Genomic DNA, 18,275 nt, shown 5'->3' with positions numbered 1-18,275 from the left:
CCCGGACGAGGGGACGAGAACACCGCAAAACGCCGCGGGGTCAAAAGCACACCGGAAACGGCCCGACGAGATGCGAAAGTGACCCCGGCCAGGGCCAGCGATGCGCAAGTGACCCCGCCCGCGAGAACGGGAACGCCGCAAAACGCTGCGGGGTCAAAAGCACACCGGAAGAGGCCCGACGAGATGCGAAGGTGACCCCGGCCAGGGCCAGCGATGCGCAAGTGACCCCGGCCAGGGCCAGGGCCAGCGATATGCAAGTGGCCCGGACGAGAGAGGAACGCCGCAACGCTACGGGGTCAAAAGCACACCGAAAACGGCCCGACGAGATGCGAAAGTGACCCCGGCCAGGGCCAGCGATGCGAAAGTGACCCCGGACGAGGGAGGGGAACGCCGGATCGCGATGCGAGGTCAAAAGCGCACCGGCTCCTGGTGCGGGGTCAAAAGCGCCCCGGAAACGGCTCTATGCGATGCGAAAGTGACCCCGGCCAGGGCCAGCGATGCGAAAGTGACCCCGGACGCGGGACAAGATGCGAAAGTGACCCCGGACGCGGGACAAGATGCGAAAGTGACCCCGGCCGCGTCAGGGCAGGATCAGGATGCCGTCGACGCGCCGCACGATGCCGAGGGGATTGCTCTCTTTGAGCGCATCCGGCAGCAGCCCCTCGGGCACGTTCTGGTAGGCGACGGGACGCAGGAAGCGCGTGATCGCGGCCATGCCCACCGATGTCGTGCCGACCGCTGTCGTGGCGGGGTACGGTCCGCCGTGCTGCTGCGCCCAGGTCACCGAGACACCGGTCGGCCACTGGTTCCAGAGCACACGCCCGGCCCGCTCCGACAGCTTGGGGAGCAGGTCGACGGCGATCTCGTCGTCATCCTCTCCGATGATCGTGGCCGTCAGCTGCCCCTCGAGCAGATCGGCGAACTCGAGCAGCTCGCTCTCGTCGTCGTACGTCACGACGAGCGCCGCGGGTCCGAACATCTCGCTCATCAGGGTGTCCATGTCGGCACGCAGCGTCTCGCTCGACGCGGTGAACAGCACGGCCGACGGCGCCTGCGCGTCCGACGCATCGTCCGGCGCTGCCGCGAGCGTGCGCACACCGTCGACGGCGCGGGTCGAGGCGACCGAGTCACGGAAGCCGCTCTCGATGCCGCCGTTCAGCAACGGGGTCGCCGCGGGCAGCTGCTGCGCCTCGAGCTCTGCGACGATCGCCGACCCCGCGGGCGCGAAGAGCACTCCCGGCTTGGTGCACAGCTGTCCGGCGCTGCCGGTGACCGAGGCGACGAAGTCGCGGGCGATCCCGGCGGCATCGCGCTCAGCCGCGCGCTTCGTGACGAACGCGGGGTTCGTGCTGCCGAGCTCGCCGTAGAACGGAATGGGCTCGGGGCGCGATGCGGCGATGTCGAAGAGCGCGCGTCCTCCCCTGACCGATCCGGTGAAGGCGGCGGCCTTGACCCCGGGCGCGCGCAGCGCATGCACACCCGCCTCGGTGCCGTGGATCGTCTGGAAGAGGCCCTCGGGCGCACCCGCAGCGGCGAGAGCCGCCACCACGACATCGGTGGTCGCGTCGGAGAGCTCGGGGTGCCCGGGGTGGGCTTTGAGCACCACGGCGTTGCCTGCGGCGAGCGCACTCGCGGTGTCACCTCCGGCCACGGAGAACGCGAAGGGGAAGTTGCTCGCCGCGAACACGAGCGTCGTGCCGATGGGCTCGAGCTGACGACGCAGGTCGGGACGCGGGGCACCCATCGGCCATTCGGCGTCGGCGTGGTCGATGCGCGCGTCGAGCCAGAGCCCCTCGGGCAGCATCTCGGCGAACATGCGCAGCTGGAAGCTGGTGCGACGCAGCTCGCCCCGCAGGCGCGCCTCGGCGAGGTGGGTCTCGCGCTGCGCGAGCGGGATCAGCTCGTCGGCGTGCTGGTCGAGAGCATCCGCCACGGCGTCGAGCGCCTGCGCCCGATCGGCGATGCTGACGCGCTTCCACTGTTCGGACGCGCGGCCCGCGCGCTCGATGATCTGGTCGACGCGGTCGTCGGATGTGGCGTGCAAGGTCATGACTCCTCCTGGTTCGGGTGGTGCGGCACGAGCGAGGCGAGGTCGCCCAGCGAGACGGGCACGCCCACCTGTCGATTGGTCAAGGATTCGAGGGCTGCGGCATCGACGTCGCCGCCGGTGCCGGCATCGACGTCGCGGCCGGTGCCGGTCGCGACGAGCTTCGAGAGGGCGAATCCGCACACCCTCCCCTGGCAGAGCCCCATGCCGGGACGCGCGGTGACCCGCACGTCGCGCGCGTCGTCGGCGCGCAGCGCATCGACGGCGTCGGTCACCTCGGCCGCGGTGACCTCTTCGCAGCGGCAGATGTGGGTCTCGGGGGTCAGCCACTGGTCCCAGGCGGCGGGAACGGGGCTGGCTCGGTGCATGCCGATCGCGAAGCGGCGGCCGCGCTGCAGACGTCGACGGTGCCGTGCCGTCGTCCGGGCGTCGGTGGGCACGCCGAGGTCGCGTGCGACGGCGGATCCGGCGAGCTCGCCCTCGGCGCACGATGCGATGGCTCCGCCGATGCCGGTGACCTCTCCTGCGGCGAAGACGAGCGGATCGGAGGCGCGCAGGTCGTCGTCGACATCGATCACGAGCGATCCGTCGACGTCGATGCGGGTGCGCAGCCCGAGCCCCACGGCGAGTTCGAGCTGCGGGGTGAAGCCCCAGCCGAATGCGACGAGGTCGGCGGTGACGGTGCGCGACGAACCGGGGCGGATGCGGCCTTCGCCGTCGACGCGCGACAACTCGACCTCGCTCACGCGCCCGTCGCCGCGGACGGCACTGACCACGGTGCGCGTGCGGAACGGCACGCGATGGCGCAGGAAGGTGGCGGCGTAGCCGACGCCCTCCCACAGCTTGCCCGGTTCCTGCAGCGCGCGCAGCGGCGTCGCCGCCCAGCGCGTGAGCGCATTGGCGTCGACCACCTCGACGACCTCGACTCCGGCTTCGGCGAGCCCGGCGGCGACCGAGAGCAGGAACGGCCCGGTGCCGGCGACCACCGCACGGCGCCCGGCGCGCACCTGGTTCGCCTTCAGCATCGCCTGCACGCCGCCGGCCGCCATCACCCCGGGCAGCGTCCACCCGGGCACGGGCAGCTGCCGGTCGTACGCTCCGGTCGCGATCACGAGTCGCCGCGCCCACGTGGTGCGCTCGGCATGCGGCAGGGTATCGGTGCCGGTCACCGCGCTCGTGCGCAGGGCGACCCGATCGCCGTAGCCGTCGGTGCGCCACACCTGCCGCCCTGCCAGGTGCCGGAGGCGGCCCGATGCCACGGCGGCCGAGAGCCGATCGCGCAGGTCGGTGTAGTGACGCCAGTGGTGATGGCCGGTGCTCTCGGGTGCCGCGAAGGCGTCGCGATGGCGCTCATCGGGATGCCGCCAGTACTGACCGCCGGTCTGGCGCCCGGCGTCGATCAGCACGACGTGCAGCCCGTGCTCCGCGGCGACGACCGCCGCGCTCAGCCCGGCAGGACCGGCACCGACGACAGCGACGTCGGCGGGCGCGGCCTCGGACGTCGGGGGGATGCGCTCAGCCATGCGAGTCCTCCGGATGCGACGCCGAGTCCTCCGGCGCTCCCGCCTCCACGGAATCGGGAACGGAACCGGAAGCGGGAACGGAACCGGAACCGGAATCGGGAACGGAACCGGAACCGGAACCCGGAACCGGAACCGGAGCGGGAACCGACAGCGTCAGCGGCAACGGCTCGTCGGGATCGGCGCTGCGCACGTCCTGTCCCTCGCACGCCTCGACGAGGCAGGCGCGCTGGCTGCGTGCGCCGTCGACCGTGACGAGGCAGTCGAAGCACACGCCGATGCCGCAGAAGAGCCCTCGGGGGGCGTGGTCTCGGCGGGTCGTGCGCCACGAGACGATCCCCGCGTCCGCGAGGGCGGCACCGACCGTCTGCCCCGGAGTGAAGGGCACGGGGGTGCCGTCGAACTGCAGGCTGGTGCGGGTCATGCGGCGACGAGCCCTTCGAGTCGGTCGGGGCGGAAGGCGGTCAGGTCGAGATCGGTCGCCTGCGACCGCAGCGCCTGCGACAGCAGCTTGCCCGTGCCGACCGAGAGGCCGACTCCGGCGCCCTCGTGCCCGGCCGCGTGCCACAGGCCCGGCAGTCGCGCATCCTCGCCGATCGCCGGCAGATGGTCGGGGCAGTACGGGCGGAATCCGGAGTAGGCGCGCTGCACGCCCACATCGCGCAGCGCCGGGAACAGACCGAGCCCGCTCGCGGCGATGCGTGCGACGGCCTCGGCCGAGAACGACCGGTCGAACCCGACGCGTTCGCGGCTGGCGCCGAGCAGGATCGTGCCGCTCGGGGTGCCCTCGACGACCGGCGAGACCTGCAGCCCGGCATCCGAGCTCGCGACATCGCCGACGTACTCCGCGGCGTAGACCTTGTGGTGCACCGTGATCGGCACCGGCTCGGTGACCAGCACGAAGCCGCGTCGGGGCAGCACCGGAAGGTGCACGCCGGCGAGGGCGGCGAGCTCACCGCTCCACGGCCCTGCGCAGTTCACGACGGCCCCGGCCGAGATGCGGCCGATCGAGGTGTCGACCCCCACGGCACGGCCGTGGTCGGTGAGGATGCCGTGCACCGCCGTTCTGGTGTGCAGCTCGGCGCCGTGCGCGATGGCGAGGCGCAGAAGGTGATGGGTGGCCAGCAGCGGCTGCACCTGCGCGTCGTCGGGGTAGAAGGCGCCGCCGACGAGAGCGGGGTTGATGTAGGGCTCGACCTCGCGCAGTCCGGGGTTGCCGTCGATGATCTCGGCGCGGATGCCGAGCTCGCGCTGATGCCCGACGAGTGCGGTCAGGCCCGCCATGCTCGCGGCGCTGCCGGCGACGACGAGGCCGCCCTTGGACTCGAACTCCCACAGGGCCGCATGCTCGGCGAGGTCTTCGCGCCACACCCGCTGCGAATACAGCGACAGTTCGAGCTCGGGGCCGACCTCCTTGTCGGAGACGAGGATGTTCCCCTCGCACCGACTGCTCGTGCCCGAGGCGATCGACCCGCGCTCGACCACGATCGTCCGCAGGCCCGCGGCCGCGGCGAAGAACGCCGTCGCGGCACCGACGACTCCCGCCCCGACGATGACGACGTCAGCGCGCGCTGTCGATGAGCCCACTAGCCGTTCGCCTCCGCGGGGTGGGGCTCGCCCACCGTGTGACCCGACCAGTCGCCCTTCACGTGCTCGATGTGCGAGAACACGAGGTCGCGCGCTCGCACCGCATCCCGCGCTTCGATGGCATCCATGATCGTGTGGTGCTCCTTCGCGGAGCCGGTGAGGTGCCCGCGTTCGTAGAGCTCCGCGAGCCCGAACAGTCGGGTCTGCGAGCGCAGCGACTGGATCAGCTGCGTGAGACGGGCGTTGCCGGCGTACCGCAGGATCGCCAGGTGGAAGTCGCTGTCTGCGCTCAGGTATTCGACGAGGTCGCCGCGGTCGGCCGCGGCGACGATGTCATCGGCCTTGCCGCGGAGCTCGGCGAACGCGCTCTCGGGGATCAGCGGGGTCGCCTTCTCGACGGCCGGCGGCTCGAGGAAGAGGCGCAGCTCGGTGACTTCGGCGAGGTCGTGCGATGACACCTCGGTCACGCGGAAGCCGCGGTTGGGCATCGCGACGACGAGCCCCTCGCGCACCAGGTCGAGCATGGCCTCGCGGATGGGTGTCGCCGACGTGCCGAACTCCTCGCCGAGGCTCGGGGCCGAATAGACGCGTCCGGGCTGCATCTCGCCGCTGATGATGGCCGAGCGCAGCGCACGGGTGACCGTGTCGCGAACACTGGGCTGCTTGCTGAGCCGCACGAGGCTGCGGGTGTCAGTTCCGGACATCTGTGTTCCCTCTCCGAGGCGATGCATCAGCGCGGTGCGCCGACCTCAGGATCCGCGCCACCACGGCGAGATCCTCCCAGCTCATGCCGACGCCGGTGTAGACGGCCGGTCGAGCCTCGCGGCGCACGAATGCGCCCGCGACCAACTCTCGCAGATTCGTCACGGGCTGCGCATCCGCCTCCCAGTGCGCGAGGTCGCGTGCCTGCAGCAGGTTGCCGTTCTCACGCAGCGCGGATGCCCGGGCCTCGACCACCAGATCGGCGTCGGTGACCAGATCGGCGCCCAGTTCCCGGCGGTCGGCGCCGTGCGAGCCGACGGCCGCGACGACGGCGTGGTCGTCGACGTCGGCGCGGCCGAGCACCGGCACGCTCGACGAGGTGGCCGCGATGACGACATCGGCGGCGCGCACGTCTTCGAGGCCACCGGATACCGCGGCGATGCCGTCGGCCCGGAGTCGCTCGACCAGATCGGCGATGCGCTCGGGGGTGCGGCCCACGATGCTCACCTCGCCGACCGGCATCAGGTCGACGAGCGTGCGGACATGCGCCTCGGCCTGCGGCCCCGATCCGAGCACCGCGAGCGACTCGATGCCGCCTCTCGGGCCCCGCGGGTCGGCCTGCAGCATGCCCCGGACCGCGACCGCCGTGACCGCCGGGGTGCGCAGGGTGGTCAGATGGGCGCCCTCGAGGATCGCGAGGGGACTCAGCGTCGCCGCGTCGAAGACGAGGTACCACGCCTGGATCTTGGGCAGACCCCGCGCGGTGTTGTGCGGGGCGATCGTCACGACCTTGATGCCCGCGTGCTCGGGCGACTGCGTCGGCATCAGCAGGAACTCGCCGCTGTCGAGCGGGCTGAACAGCCGTGGAGCGTCGGCCTCGATGTCGACCCCGTCGCGCAGCGCCGACGTGATGGCGTCGACCGTACCGCGGCGGTCGATCGCCGCATCGATCTCGTCGACGCCGATCACGGGAACCGACGTCACAGCACGAACCCCCGGGGGAACGGATCGCTGGGGTCGAGCATGTACTGCGCGGTGCCCGTCACCCACGCGCGGCCGGTGATCGTCGGGATGACGGCGGGGATGCCGGCGACCTCGGTCGTCTCGACGAGGCGGCCGGTGAAGCTCGTGCCGATGAACGACTCGTTGACGAAGTCCTGGTCGAGCGGCAGCTCGCCCCGTGCGTGCAGCTGAGCCATGCGCGCGCTCGTGCCGGTGCCGCAGGGCGAGCGGTCGAACCACCCGGGGTGGATGGCCATCGCGTGCCGCGAGTGCACCGCGGTCGACCCGGGGGCCTTCAGGTAGACGTGGTGGCAGCCGCGGATGGTCGGGTCGACCGGGTGCACCGGTTCGCCCGCCGCCTCGATCGCGTCCATGATGGCGAGTCCCGCCGCGAGCAGCTCGTCCTTGTGCGCGCGGTCGAAGGGCAGCCCGATCTGCTCGAGCGAGACGATCGCGTAGAAGTTGCCGCCGAAGGCGAGGTCGTACTCGACGGCGCCGAGCCCGGGCACGTCGACGACCTGGTCGAGCGCGACGACGAATGACGGCACGTTGCGCAGGGTGACGCTGTCGGCGTGCCCGTCGGACACGTGCACGTCGGCGATCACGAGACCTGCCGGGGTGTCGAGCCGGATCGTGGTGACCGGCTCGACGACCGGCACCATGCCCGTCTCGACGAGCACGGTCGCCACGCCGATCGTGCCGTGCCCGCACATGGGCAGGCAGCCCGACACCTCGATGTAGAGCACGCCGAAGTCGGCGTCGGGTCGCGTCGGCGGCTGCAGGATCGCGCCGCTCATCGCACTGTGACCGCGGGGCTCGTTCATCAGCAGCAGGCGCAGGTCATCGCTGTTCGCCATGAACCACTGCCGGCGCTCCTCCATCGTCGACCCCGGCATCACTCCGACGCCGCCGACGATCACGCGCGTCGGCATCCCCTCGGTGTGGGAGTCGACGGCGTGGAAGACGCGTTGTGCTCGCATGGATGTGTCTCCGGATCAGCGGTAGCCCTTGGCCAGAACGGCCTCGGTGTCGGCGATGATACGCGTGCGGACGTCGTCCGGCAGCGGCAGACGGGGCGGGCGGGTCGTGATGCCGGCCGGTGCGACCCCGGCGACCTCCTGCGACAGCTTGATCGCCTGCACGAACCAGGTCTTCGAGTCCCAGCGCAGCAGCGGGTGCAGATCGCGGTACATCTCGTGCGCCTTGGCCCAGCTGGCCGGGTCGCCCGAGGTCGACAGGTTGTAGAGCTCGACGGTGGATGCCGGGATCGCGTTCGGGTAGCCGGCGACCCAGCCGACCGCGCCGTTGATGCCGAGCTCGAGCACGACGTCGTCGGATCCGATCGAGATGTCGAGGCCCGGCGCGAGCTCGCGGATCGCGTACGCGTTGCGCACGTCGCCCGAGAATTCCTTGACCGAGACGATGAGTCCCTCGTCGAACAGGCGCGCGAGCAGCTCGGGGCGCAGGTCGATCTTCGTGTCGATGGGGTTGTTGTACGCGAGGATCGGCAGGCCCACGGCCGCGACGCGACGGTAGTGGTCGACGACCTCGTCGTCGCTCGCGCGGTAGGCGTTCGGGGGCAGCAGCATGACGGCGGGTGCGCCGTGCTCGGCGGCGTGCTCGGTGAAGCGCACGCTCTCCATCGCTCCGTATGCGCCGACACCGGGGATCACGGCCACGCCCTCGGGCGACGCCTCGACGGCGGTGAGGTAGACGCGCTTGCGCTCCTCCTCCGTGAGGGTCTGGTACTCACCGAGCGAGCCGTTCGGGATGATCCCCGTCACGCCGTTGTCGGTGGTGAAGCGGATGTGCTCGGCGTAGGCGTCGTAGTTGACGGAGAAGTCCGGATTGATCGGCAGCGTGGTCGCGAGGTTGACACCGTGCCACGGCTTCTTTTCGGTCATGAGTCAGAACTCCTGTGCTGTCGGCGCCCCTCGGCACCAGAGTGATGGATTAGTACAATTGCAATGTTAGTGGGCCGGAACTGTCCTGTCCACGAAACGGTCCGATCGGTCACGATCCGTCGCCCCTCGCCGGCAGAATCAGCGTCTGACGGCGCTCTTCGTTGCCCGCGCGGTCGGTCGCCGCGAACTCGACGACCTGCTCCTCGTCGCTGAGCGCACGCACGAACGCCTCCTGGAACGTCGCCCAGAAGGTGCCCGGCCCCTCCCACTGGATGCGCTCGACACCCGACACGTCGTCGGTCGCCGTGAGGGTGATCTCGACGCTGGACCCGAGACGGCGCACGGTCGCGCGAGAGACGGGGGCGCCGGTGTCGACCGCGAAGTCGCGAGCCGCATGTCCCGTCGCACCCGCAGCATCCGTCGCGCGTGCCCTGACCTGATGCACGCCGTCGCCCGGCAGCGGGAAGGGGCCGGTGTAGGGACTCCATGCCCCGTCGGCCAGCGACACCTCGACCTGCAGGCCGCCGGATCCGGCGAGATCGTCGGCCACGACGGTGACCGTCGGCAGCTCGGTGAACCAGCCCGACGGCGCCGGGATGATGTCGGTCGCGATCGCGAGCGACGGCGCGAGAGAAGCCTCGGCGAGCGCGCGCGGAATGCTCCACTCGACCACGGGGATGCCGTCGGCGTCGGCGCTCTCAAGCCACGTCACCCCGGCGGCGTCGGTGTCGCGCACCGCGCCGCGGGGGTGCCCGCCGAGACCGTCGACATCGGCGGCCGCGGCGGCCTCGAGCACCCGGATCAGCTCGGTCTGCGCGAGGAGTCCGTCACGACGCGCGGCGCTCGCGGTCTCGCCGACCCGGTCGAGGAACGCGGCGCGGGTCCGCGGCGCCGGCTCGCGCCAGACGTCGTCGAGCAGCGACGAACCGTCCTGCCGCAGGCGCACCGGCACGTCGGTCGCGGCCCCGACGAACGCGATGTCGGCCCCCGACGCCCGCACATACATGTGGTACCGGTCGTCGCTGCCGGTCCAGACGGGCTCGAAGCGCACCCCGGCGATGCGCACCGCACCGTCGGCGCGCAGCGCGGCCTCGACATCGGCGGCGGATTCGGCGTCGTCGGCACGCAGCGACCCGTCGAGGCGCCGTCGCTGCGTGAGCGGAAGGTCGAGGGTGGTGGTCGCATCCGACCGCGCGACCAGCACCGACGGGCCGAACTCGATCGACTGCAGCACCGCGTCATCGGGTGTCGGCACGGCCCGCAACGATGCGCGCGTCTCGACGCGCAGCACATCGCCGGACGTCCAGCGGCGGCGCACGACCAGGTGCCCGTCTTCGACCGGAGCCGAGATCTTCTCGTCGCCGACCCTGAGGGTCGGGATGCCGATCGCCCACTCGGGCACACGGATGCGCAGGGTCAGGGGTGTGCCGTCGACGAACTGGTCGTCGCCGACGATGCGCAGCTCGGTCGTGCCGCCGAAGGGCTGCGTCGTCAGCATCCGCACCGTCACGTGCTGCTCGCGCCAGTCGAGCGCGGCCGACACGAAGAGCTCGACCCAGAGCTCGTCGTCGGCACCGGCATCCGTCTCCGCCGCGGTGAAGAAGACGGTGTCCTGATACTTCACGTGGTTCTCGAGCCCGGTTCCTCCGCAGCAGGTGCCGATGTTGTCGAACTCGGCGACCGCCCCGGGATTCACCGGGAACATGTACGCGACCTCGGGGCTCGTGTCGGAGTCGACGTCGCGGCGGGAGGCAAGGATGTGATTCAGCATCCCGCGCTCGTAGTAGGCCAGGAACCGTGCGTCGCGGGTGAGGGCGAACAGCTGCCGCGCGATCTTCAGCAGGTTGTAGGTGGCGCAGGTCTCGGCATTGCGATGCCCGATGTCGCCCGCGACGGTGTCGGGTGCACCCCACAGCTCGCTCTCGCCGGTGCCGCCGTGCGCGAACGTGCGACCGGGCACGATCTGATCCCAGAGGCCGAGCACGGCGTCGAGGTAGCGGCGCTCGCCGGTGAGGTCGTATTCGTGCAGGTATCCCAGCAGCTGCGGCAGGTGCTGGTTCGCGTGCATGTCGGTGAGCACGTCGCGGCGGTCGGCGCCGGCCGCGAGCAGGTCGTCCTGGTCGAACAGCCGCGCGACCTCGAGGAAGAGCGGCTCGTCGGCGACGACGCTCAACCGCGCCATCGTCTCGTTCATGCCGCCGTACTCTCCGGCGATGTACAGCGACCACATGCGCTGGATCCGGTCGTGGTCGAGTCGGGTCAGGCGGTGCGCCACCCAGTGGCCCATCGAGACGGCGATGTCGCGCGCCTCGATGCTGCCGGTCAGCTCGTAGGCGTCGAGCAGGCCCGCCATGATCTTGTGCGTCGTGTAGTACGGCGCCCAGATCTCGCCGTACGGCGCGTAGTCCTCGAGTCGCGAGAACTGCCATTCGCCGTAGGCGGCGAGAAAGCCGGGGTGCGAGAACCGGCCGGTGGCGGCGAGGGCGCGCTGCACCTCGCCGAGCCCTGCGACGAACTCGTCGACCTTGGCGCGCAGCGTCTCGTCGCGCTCCCCCGCGTAGGCGAGCGAGAGCATCGACAGGAAGTGACCGGCGTAGTGCCCGCGCAGCAGGTTCGCGGTCTGCGCGCTCTCCCGCCCGGGGTAGTCGTGCTCGCCCCACGCCTGCTCGCGCGGGTGGCCGAAGTCCTCCCAGTTGCCGGGAGCCAGGGCACCCCGGGTGTCGAGACCGGCGTTCGCGCGGAAGACGGCCAGCAGACGATCCACCGGATACACGCGCGCCAGGTGCAGCATCTGGTCGCGGGCTCGCGCGAAGACGCTGTCGTCGCCGAGGCGCACGCGATCGAGGGGAAAGGGCCGCAGCCGTGCGGACGAGAGGATGCCGGACGAACCCGTCGCGGCCCCGGCACGGTCGGCCCGCCCTTCGACGCGGTCGGTCGCCGCACCCCAGGCCATCGCGTTGCCCCGGATCATCGCGACGCCCACTGGCGCCGCGTCCACTCCTCGATGCCCGCGGCATCGATGGGAAGGGCGTCGGAGAGCACGTCGGATCCGCTGGGGGTCACCAGGATGTCGTCTTCGAGGCGCACGCCGATGCCACGCAGCTCGGGCGGCAGCGTCAGGTCGTGCGCGTGGAAGTACAGACCGGGCTCGACCGTCATCACGACGCCCGGCTCGAGGTCGGCGCCCATGTAGTCCTCGTAGTGCGCCTGGCTGCAGTCGTGCACATCGAGCCCGAGGTGGTGGCCGATGCCGCACGCGAGGTAGCGACGGTGCTGCTGGCCCTGCGGCGACAGTGCCTCGTCGACAGAGACCGGCAGCAGACCCCAGTCGTGCAGCCCCTGCGCGACGACCTGCATCGAGGCGAAGTGGAAGTCGAGGTAGGCGGTGCCCGGTCGGATCTGCGCGAGACCCGCGCGATGCGCCTTCTCGACGAGGTCGTGCACCTCGCGCTGCGCCGCGCTGAACGACCCCTGGGCCGGCACCGTGCGCGTGACGTCGGCGGTGTAGAGCGAGCGGGCCTCGACACCCATGTCGAGCAGCAGCGCCTGGTCGGGATGGATCGGTCCGTCGCAGCGCACCCAGTGCAGGATCGGCGCGTGCGCGCCCGAGCCGACGATCGTCGAGTATCCGGGACCGTTGCCGTGCGTGCGGGCGTGCCGGTCGAAGGTGCCCTGCAGCCAGCGCTCGCCGAGACCGTCCGAGATCGCGCGCGGGATCTCGGCGACCACCGCGGCGAAGCCCGAGACCGTCGCGTCGATCGCCAGCCGCAGCTGACCGATCTCCCAGTCGTCCTTCACCATGCGCAGGCGCGAGAGCGTGCGCTCGAGATCGGCCGAGACCTCGAGGTCGTGCGCGGCGGCCAGAGCCCCGGCCGAGCGGGCGGCGAGCGCACCGCGCAGATCCGCGGCGCGGGCGGGCAGCGCCTCGAGGGGCTCGACCGTCACCTGCAGCTCGTCCGCCCATTCCGCGAGCCCGGCCGACGGGCCGACCCAGAGCTCGCCGTGCAGCGCATCGCTGTAGAACCCGTCGTCGCCGGGGCGGAAGGGTGCGGGCATGTAGAGCACGGCATCGTGACCGCCGGGGCGCGCCCACATCACGAGGGTGGCCTCTTCGGTCTGACATCCGGTCGCCCAGACGAAGCTGCTGTCGGCACGGAATCCGTAGGAGGAGTCGTCGTTGCGCACCGGGGCGATTCCCGAGCTCAGCACGAGGGTCGCGTCCGGCATCGCGGCGCTCAGCCGTGCGCGATGAGCGGCCGCGGCCTGCGCGCTGCCCTGCGGCAGGTCGGGACGCGTCGGGACGTCGTCCCACCCCTGCGCGATGAACTCGCGGAAGGCGGGGATCTGCGCCAGCCGCGGGTAGCGGGTTCCCGCATACGGCGGGCGTGCTCCGGTGGTCGTGTCGGTCATGCGCGCTCTCCTCCGCGGTCTCTGACGAGTTCTCTCAGGCGCGTCAACGTGCGGCCCGATCCGATCCCGTCGTGTTCGTATTCGTTCGTCACCCAGTACTGCGAGGCGCCGACGCCCTTCAGCGTCTCGAGCTGCAGACCCGCGTCGACGTACATGTCGTCGAAGTAGACGACCGCGGCCACCGGCACCTCGTTGCTCTGCAGAGCGGCACGGTCGTAGAGGGGCGACCAGTCGGTCTTCTCGGCGAGCCGGTCGACCGCGGCGCGGAAGCCGCGCAGCAGTCGCACCTCGTCGAACATCCAGGGGAATGCCATCTCGCCGGTGAACAGCAGCGGCCGGCGCGTCTCGTCGAACTGCGGGCGCCGCTCGCGCTCGGCCTGCGCCGCCCACGCGGTCGCTCCGCTCTGCTCATCGCCGTAGATCGATTCCTGCAGGGTCCAGAACAGGGGGTTGCCGGCGCTCGACGACAGCGTCATCACGTCCTGCAGGAACGCCGTCGACAGCTGCCCTGGGCGCACGAAGGCCTTCTCGACCAGCCAGTGCAGACGCTCGAACCCCGGCTTCATGCCGAAGTCGATGCCCAGGGACTGAAAACGACGCACCGTCAGCAGGTCGCCGTCGGGCAGGCGCACGTCGCCCTCCGCCAGCCGGTCGGCGATCCGCGCGACGGCGGCCTCGTCGTCGGGAAAACGGCGGTAGAACTCGGCCGTCTTGGTCTCGACCCGCTCGAACGTGCGGCGGTAGACCTCGCTCGCCCGCGGCGGCATGCCGGGCACTCCGCCGCACACGTAGCTCGCCGTCAGCCCCTCGGGGGCGAACGACAGGTAGGTCATGGTGATCCAGCCGCCGAAGCTCTGCGCGAGAGTCGCCCAGCGGCGGCCGTCGTAGAGGTCGGTGCGCACGTGCTCGAGGTCGCGCACGATCGAATCCGCACGGAAGCAGGCCAGGTACGCGCCGCCCGCATCGCCGCGCTCGGCGACGATCGCGGCATCCAGCGGCGTGCTGAGTCCCGTGCCCCGCTGGTCGACGAGCACCACGCGGTAATCGCGCAGCGCCTCGTCGATCCAGCCGTCACGACCGAGCGGCCGGGGGTTGGCGCCGCCGGGTCCGCCCTGCAGATAGGTGAGCAGCGGACGATCGGCGGTGTCGGCCTCGGGGTCGACGAGCTCGCGCACGAACAGCTCGATGGTCTCGCCGTCGGGGGCATTCCAGTCGAGCGGCACCGTCGTGCGGTACTCGCGGACGCAGATGCCGGGCAGCATGTACTGCGTCGTCGGGGTTCGGGTCATCGGGGGTCCTCCGTGTCGGGCGTGGCGGGCACGGCATCCGGCGCCGCCTCCGTCGCGCGGCCCGCACGCGCGGCCTCGGCCGTGCGGCGCCGCGCATCCCACTCGGGGTTGATGCGCGGCACGGCCTTCAGCAGCGTCTTGGTGTACTCGTGCTCCGGACGCTCGAAGATCGCGTCGCGCATGCCCGTCTCTACGATCGCGCCCTGCGACATCACGGCCACCCGGGTGGCGATCTGGCGCACCACGGCCAGGTCGTGCGCGATGAAGAGGTAGCCGAAGCCCTCATCCGACTGCAGGTCGCGCAGCAGGTTGATGACCTGCGCCTGCACCGATACGTCGAGCGCCGACACCGCCTCGTCGCAGATGACGAGTTTCGGCCGCACGGCCAGGGCCCTGGCGATGCCGATGCGCTGCGCCTGGCCGCCTGAGAACTGCGCGGCGTAGCGCTCGGAGTGCATCGGGTCGAGGCCGACGCGCTCCATCAGCTCGCGGGTGAAGGCGCGCGCGCCGCCGGGGATCTTGCGCCCCTGATAGACGAGCGGGGCCGTCACCAGGCGTTCGACCGTGTGCTTGGGGTTCAGCGACGAGTACGGATCCTGGAAGATCACCTGCACGGCACCGCGGAACTCCCGCAGCTCGCCGCCCTTGGCGCGGGTCACGTCGGCGCCCTCGAACTCGAGCTTTCCGCTGGTGGCGTCCATCAGACGGGCGACGAGTCGCGCGGTCGTCGACTTGCCCGAGCCCGACTCGCCGACCACGGCGAGCGTCTCGCCGCGGTGCACCTCGAGCGAGACCTCGTCGACCGCGCGGAACGTCTTCGCCCTGCCCAGGGGGCCGGCGGATCCGGTCGCGAACTCCTTCACCAGATCGGTGCCGCGGAACAGCGGCGTCTCGGTGGTCATCGTGTGCTCCTCCCGGTGCCCGGCACCGCGCTGTCGTGGGGCAGCGTGATCTCGGTGGTGCGCAGCACCCCGATCTCGTCGTCGATGCGCGGCACCGCATCGAGCAGCCGTCGCGTGTAGTCGGCCTGCGGGTCGCTGAAGACCTGCTCGACCGCCCCGCGTTCGACGGTCTCGCCCGCGCGCATCACGACGATCTGGTCGGTGACCTCGCTCACCACGGCGAGGTCGTGGGTGATCAGGATGAGTCCTGCCCCGGTCTCGCCGCGGATCTCGTCGAGCAGATCCAGGATCTGCGCCTGCACCGTCACATCCAGCGCGGTGGTCGGCTCGTCGGCGATGATCAGGTCGGGTTCCATGCTCAGCGCCATCGCGATCATGATGCGCTGGCGCATGCCGCCCGAGAACTGGTGCGGGTAGTGGTCGACGCGGCGGGCGGCGTCGCGGATGTGCACGCGTTCCATCGCCTCGATCGCGACCGCCCGCGCCTGCCGCCGCGAGACGCCGCTGCGGTGCGAGAGGTAGGCCTCGGCGATCTGCGTGCCGACCCGGTAGTACGGGTTCAGCGATGACAGCGGATCCTGGAAGATCATCGCGATCCGATCGCCGCGGATCCGGCGCTTCTCCCGTTCGGACATGCCGAGCAGCTCGGCGCCGTCGAAGCGCACCGACCCGGTGGCCGTGCCGCCCTTGGGCAGCAGGCCCATGATCGCGAGGCTCGTCATCGACTTGCCCGATCCCGATTCGCCGACGATGCCGAGCGCACCGCCCCGCGGCACGTCGAACTCGAGGTTCTTCACGACGTTCACAGGGCCCTGCGCGGTGCGGAACGAGACGGTGAGGTCGCGCACCGACAGCAGCGGGCCGCTGCCCCTGCCGCTCTCGGGTGCGGAGCCGCTCTCGGGTGCGGAGCCGCTCTCGGGCGAGGTGTTCTCGGTGCCGCTCATGCGGATGCCCCCGTTCTGACGCGCGGATCGATGGCGGTGTACAGCAGGTCGACGACCATGTTGCCGATGATCACGAAGAACGCCGACAGCAGGGTGACGGCCATGATGACCGGCTGGTCGTTGGCGGTGATCGAGTCGGCGGTGAGCTTGCCGACACCGTTGAGGCCGAACACGGTCTCGGTGATCACGGCGCCGCCGAGCAGGCCCGCGACATCCATCCCGAAGATCGTGACGATCGGGGTCAGTGCCGGGCGCAGCGCGTGGCGACGCCAGACGAGTCCCGGCTGCAGACCCTTCGCCCGCGCGGTGCGCACGAAGTTCTCCTGCAGGGTGTCGATCACGTTGGCCCGCGTGAGGCGCGTGTAGACCGCCGCGTAGCCGACGGCGAGCACGATCCACGGGAGGATGAAGTTGAGGAACCACTGGCCCGGATCATCCGCGAACGCCACGGCCTGCGGGAACGGCAGCCAGCCGAGCGCCACCACGAAGATGAACTGCAGGGCGAGGGCGAGCACATAGTTCGGGATCGACATCGAGCCGAGCGTGAGACCGGCGAAGAAGCGGTCGAGGAACTTGCCCTCCTTCACCGCGCTGAGCACACCGGCGACCACACCGCCGAGCAGCCAGAGCACCGCCGCGCCGATCGCGATCGTCGCGGTGATGGGCAGTCGCTGCACGATCATGTCGCCGACGAGCTGGCTGGTCTGGAACGAGTAGCCCAGGCACGGCGCCGCGCACTCGACGGCGGCACCGGCCACCTCGAAGGTGCGGCCGGTGAACAGACCGCCGACGTAGCCCCAGAACTGGGTCCAGAACGGCTGGTCGAGTCCGAGGTTCACGCGGATCTGATCGATGCGCTCGGGGGTGCAGTTCTTGCCGCAGATCTGCACGGCGGGGTCGGCCGAGAGCAGGAAGAAGATCGCGTAGGTGAACAGGGTCACCAGGAACAGCACGATGATCATGCCGAGCAGGCGGGAGCCGACGATGCGGATCATGAGCGGGCCTCCCCACTGGTGGCGATGGTGCGGATGCGGTCGCCCAGCGTCGTGAACGAGAGCACCAGGAGGAAGAGGAACGCCCCGGGGATCACGAAGTACATCGGGTCGACGGCGTACCACGGGGTCGCGGCGGCGATCATCTGGCCCCAGCTCGGCGTCGGGGGGACCACCCCGACGCCGAGGAACGACAGCCCCGCCTCGGTGCCGATGTAGCCGGGGACCGCGAGGGTGGCCATCACGATGATGGTGGACTGCAGGTTGGGCAGGATCTCGCGGAAGATGATCCGCACGCTGGTCGCACCCGACGCCTTGGCGGCCTCGACGAACTCGCGCTCCTTGAGCGAGAGGGTCTGCGACCGCACGATGCGGGCGAGATACGGCCATCCGAACAGCGAGATGACGACCACGAGGAGGAAGACGCGGTTGTCGGCGGGGAGCGCCGAGAGGATCGCGATCATGAAGATGAGGGCGGGGAACGCCATCAGGAACTCCATGACGCGCGAGATGACGAGGTCGATGAGCCCGCCGAAGTAGCCGGCCAGCAGGCCCATCACGACGCCGATCACCGTGGTGAGCAGCGTCGCCGAGAGGGCGACGGTCATCGAGACGCGGGCGCCGTAGGCGATACGGGCGAAGATGTCGCGGCCGCTGCCGGGCTCGACGCCGAACCAGTGCTCGGCGCTGATGCCGCCGAAGGGTCCGATCGGGATCGCCCCGAGGTTGGGGTCGATGGCCGACTGGTCGAACTTGTACGGCCCCCATCCGCTCAGCATCGTCAGCAGCGGCGCGAAGATCGCCATCAGGATGATGAGCAGGATGTAGGCGCTGGAGAGCATGGCTCCCCAGTCGGTCAGGAACGCGCGGAGCAGCCGCCGGCCAGAGGCCGGGGGTGACTCCAGTGTCGTGTCGAGACTGGAGTCACCCGCCGGCGTGGCTTCGGACTCGAGCGATGTCGAGCTGAAGGTCATGC

General features: G+C 70.8%; 15 protein-coding genes. All 15 read right to left on the bottom strand.

The window, feature by feature from the left end:
• Positions 1 to 580: 580 nt before the first annotated feature.
• The 15 genes from DXT68_RS01255 to DXT68_RS01185 all read right to left on the bottom strand — a co-directional run bounded on the left by DXT68_RS01255 (position 581) and on the right by DXT68_RS01185 (position 18,273).
• A complete protein-coding gene (locus DXT68_RS01255) occupies positions 581 to 2,050 on the bottom strand; it encodes an aldehyde dehydrogenase (NADP(+)) (RefSeq protein WP_045253084.1) in 1,470 nt (489 codons plus the stop codon).
• Complete coding sequence (locus tag DXT68_RS01250) at positions 2,047 to 3,570, bottom strand: NAD(P)/FAD-dependent oxidoreductase (protein WP_045253083.1); 1,524 nt, start codon at positions 3,568 to 3,570, stop codon at positions 2,047 to 2,049. Before DXT68_RS01250 ends, DXT68_RS01255 begins: the two co-directional genes overlap by 4 nt.
• Entirely contained in the window at positions 3,563 to 3,991 is a 429-nt protein-coding gene (locus tag DXT68_RS17365) for a (2Fe-2S)-binding protein (RefSeq protein ID WP_082068822.1), read from the bottom strand. The genes DXT68_RS01250 and DXT68_RS17365 overlap by 8 nt, the downstream gene beginning before the upstream one ends.
• Positions 3,988 to 5,154 carry an NAD(P)/FAD-dependent oxidoreductase gene (locus DXT68_RS01240; protein ID WP_045253082.1) on the bottom strand — a complete coding sequence of 389 codons (1,167 nt, stop codon included), beginning with the start codon at positions 5,152 to 5,154 and terminating at the stop codon, positions 3,988 to 3,990. The genes DXT68_RS17365 and DXT68_RS01240 overlap by 4 nt, the downstream gene beginning before the upstream one ends.
• Positions 5,154 to 5,858 (bottom strand): GntR family transcriptional regulator, encoded by a 705-nt coding sequence (locus tag DXT68_RS01235; RefSeq protein ID WP_115760434.1) that lies wholly within the window; start codon positions 5,856 to 5,858, stop codon positions 5,154 to 5,156. The genes DXT68_RS01240 and DXT68_RS01235 overlap by 1 nt, the downstream gene beginning before the upstream one ends.
• Positions 5,845 to 6,840, bottom strand: a complete 996-nt coding sequence (locus DXT68_RS01230; RefSeq protein ID WP_045253080.1) for an ornithine cyclodeaminase family protein — start codon at positions 6,838 to 6,840, stop codon at positions 5,845 to 5,847. Before DXT68_RS01230 ends, DXT68_RS01235 begins: the two co-directional genes overlap by 14 nt.
• Positions 6,837 to 7,838 carry a proline racemase family protein gene (locus DXT68_RS01225; protein WP_045253079.1) on the bottom strand — a complete coding sequence of 334 codons (1,002 nt, stop codon included), beginning with the start codon at positions 7,836 to 7,838 and terminating at the stop codon, positions 6,837 to 6,839. Before DXT68_RS01225 ends, DXT68_RS01230 begins: the two co-directional genes overlap by 4 nt.
• Positions 7,839 to 7,853: 15 nt before the next feature.
• A complete protein-coding gene (locus tag DXT68_RS01220) occupies positions 7,854 to 8,762 on the bottom strand; it encodes a dihydrodipicolinate synthase family protein (protein WP_045253078.1) in 909 nt (302 codons plus the stop codon).
• A gap of 109 nt (positions 8,763 to 8,871) precedes the next feature.
• Positions 8,872 to 11,760, bottom strand: coding sequence for a beta-L-arabinofuranosidase domain-containing protein (locus DXT68_RS01215; RefSeq protein WP_244918553.1), 2,889 nt, complete (start codon positions 11,758 to 11,760; stop codon positions 8,872 to 8,874).
• A complete protein-coding gene (locus DXT68_RS01210) occupies positions 11,730 to 13,172 on the bottom strand; it encodes an aminopeptidase P family protein (RefSeq protein WP_045253077.1) in 1,443 nt (480 codons plus the stop codon). The genes DXT68_RS01215 and DXT68_RS01210 overlap by 31 nt, the downstream gene beginning before the upstream one ends.
• On the bottom strand, positions 13,169 to 14,461 hold the full coding sequence (locus tag DXT68_RS01205; protein WP_045253076.1) for an alpha/beta fold hydrolase: 1,293 nt from the start codon (positions 14,459 to 14,461) through the stop codon (positions 13,169 to 13,171). Before DXT68_RS01205 ends, DXT68_RS01210 begins: the two co-directional genes overlap by 4 nt.
• Positions 14,458 to 15,363 (bottom strand): ATP-binding cassette domain-containing protein, encoded by a 906-nt coding sequence (locus DXT68_RS01200; protein ID WP_045253075.1) that lies wholly within the window; start codon positions 15,361 to 15,363, stop codon positions 14,458 to 14,460. The genes DXT68_RS01205 and DXT68_RS01200 overlap by 4 nt, the downstream gene beginning before the upstream one ends.
• Positions 15,360 to 16,307 (bottom strand): ABC transporter ATP-binding protein, encoded by a 948-nt coding sequence (locus tag DXT68_RS01195; RefSeq protein WP_052677625.1) that lies wholly within the window; start codon positions 16,305 to 16,307, stop codon positions 15,360 to 15,362. Before DXT68_RS01195 ends, DXT68_RS01200 begins: the two co-directional genes overlap by 4 nt.
• A complete protein-coding gene (locus DXT68_RS01190) occupies positions 16,304 to 17,302 on the bottom strand; it encodes an ABC transporter permease (RefSeq protein WP_045253074.1) in 999 nt (332 codons plus the stop codon). Before DXT68_RS01190 ends, DXT68_RS01195 begins: the two co-directional genes overlap by 4 nt.
• Positions 17,299 to 18,273, bottom strand: a complete 975-nt coding sequence (locus DXT68_RS01185; protein ID WP_045253073.1) for an ABC transporter permease — start codon at positions 18,271 to 18,273, stop codon at positions 17,299 to 17,301. The genes DXT68_RS01190 and DXT68_RS01185 overlap by 4 nt, the downstream gene beginning before the upstream one ends.
• Positions 18,274 to 18,275: the final 2 nt, after the last annotated feature.

This window comes from Microbacterium foliorum (assembly GCF_003367705.1).
Taxonomy (GTDB): domain Bacteria; phylum Actinomycetota; class Actinomycetes; order Actinomycetales; family Microbacteriaceae; genus Microbacterium; species Microbacterium foliorum.
Note: the sequence above shows the minus strand (reverse complement) of the source record. Positions and strands in the feature narration are given on the sequence as shown.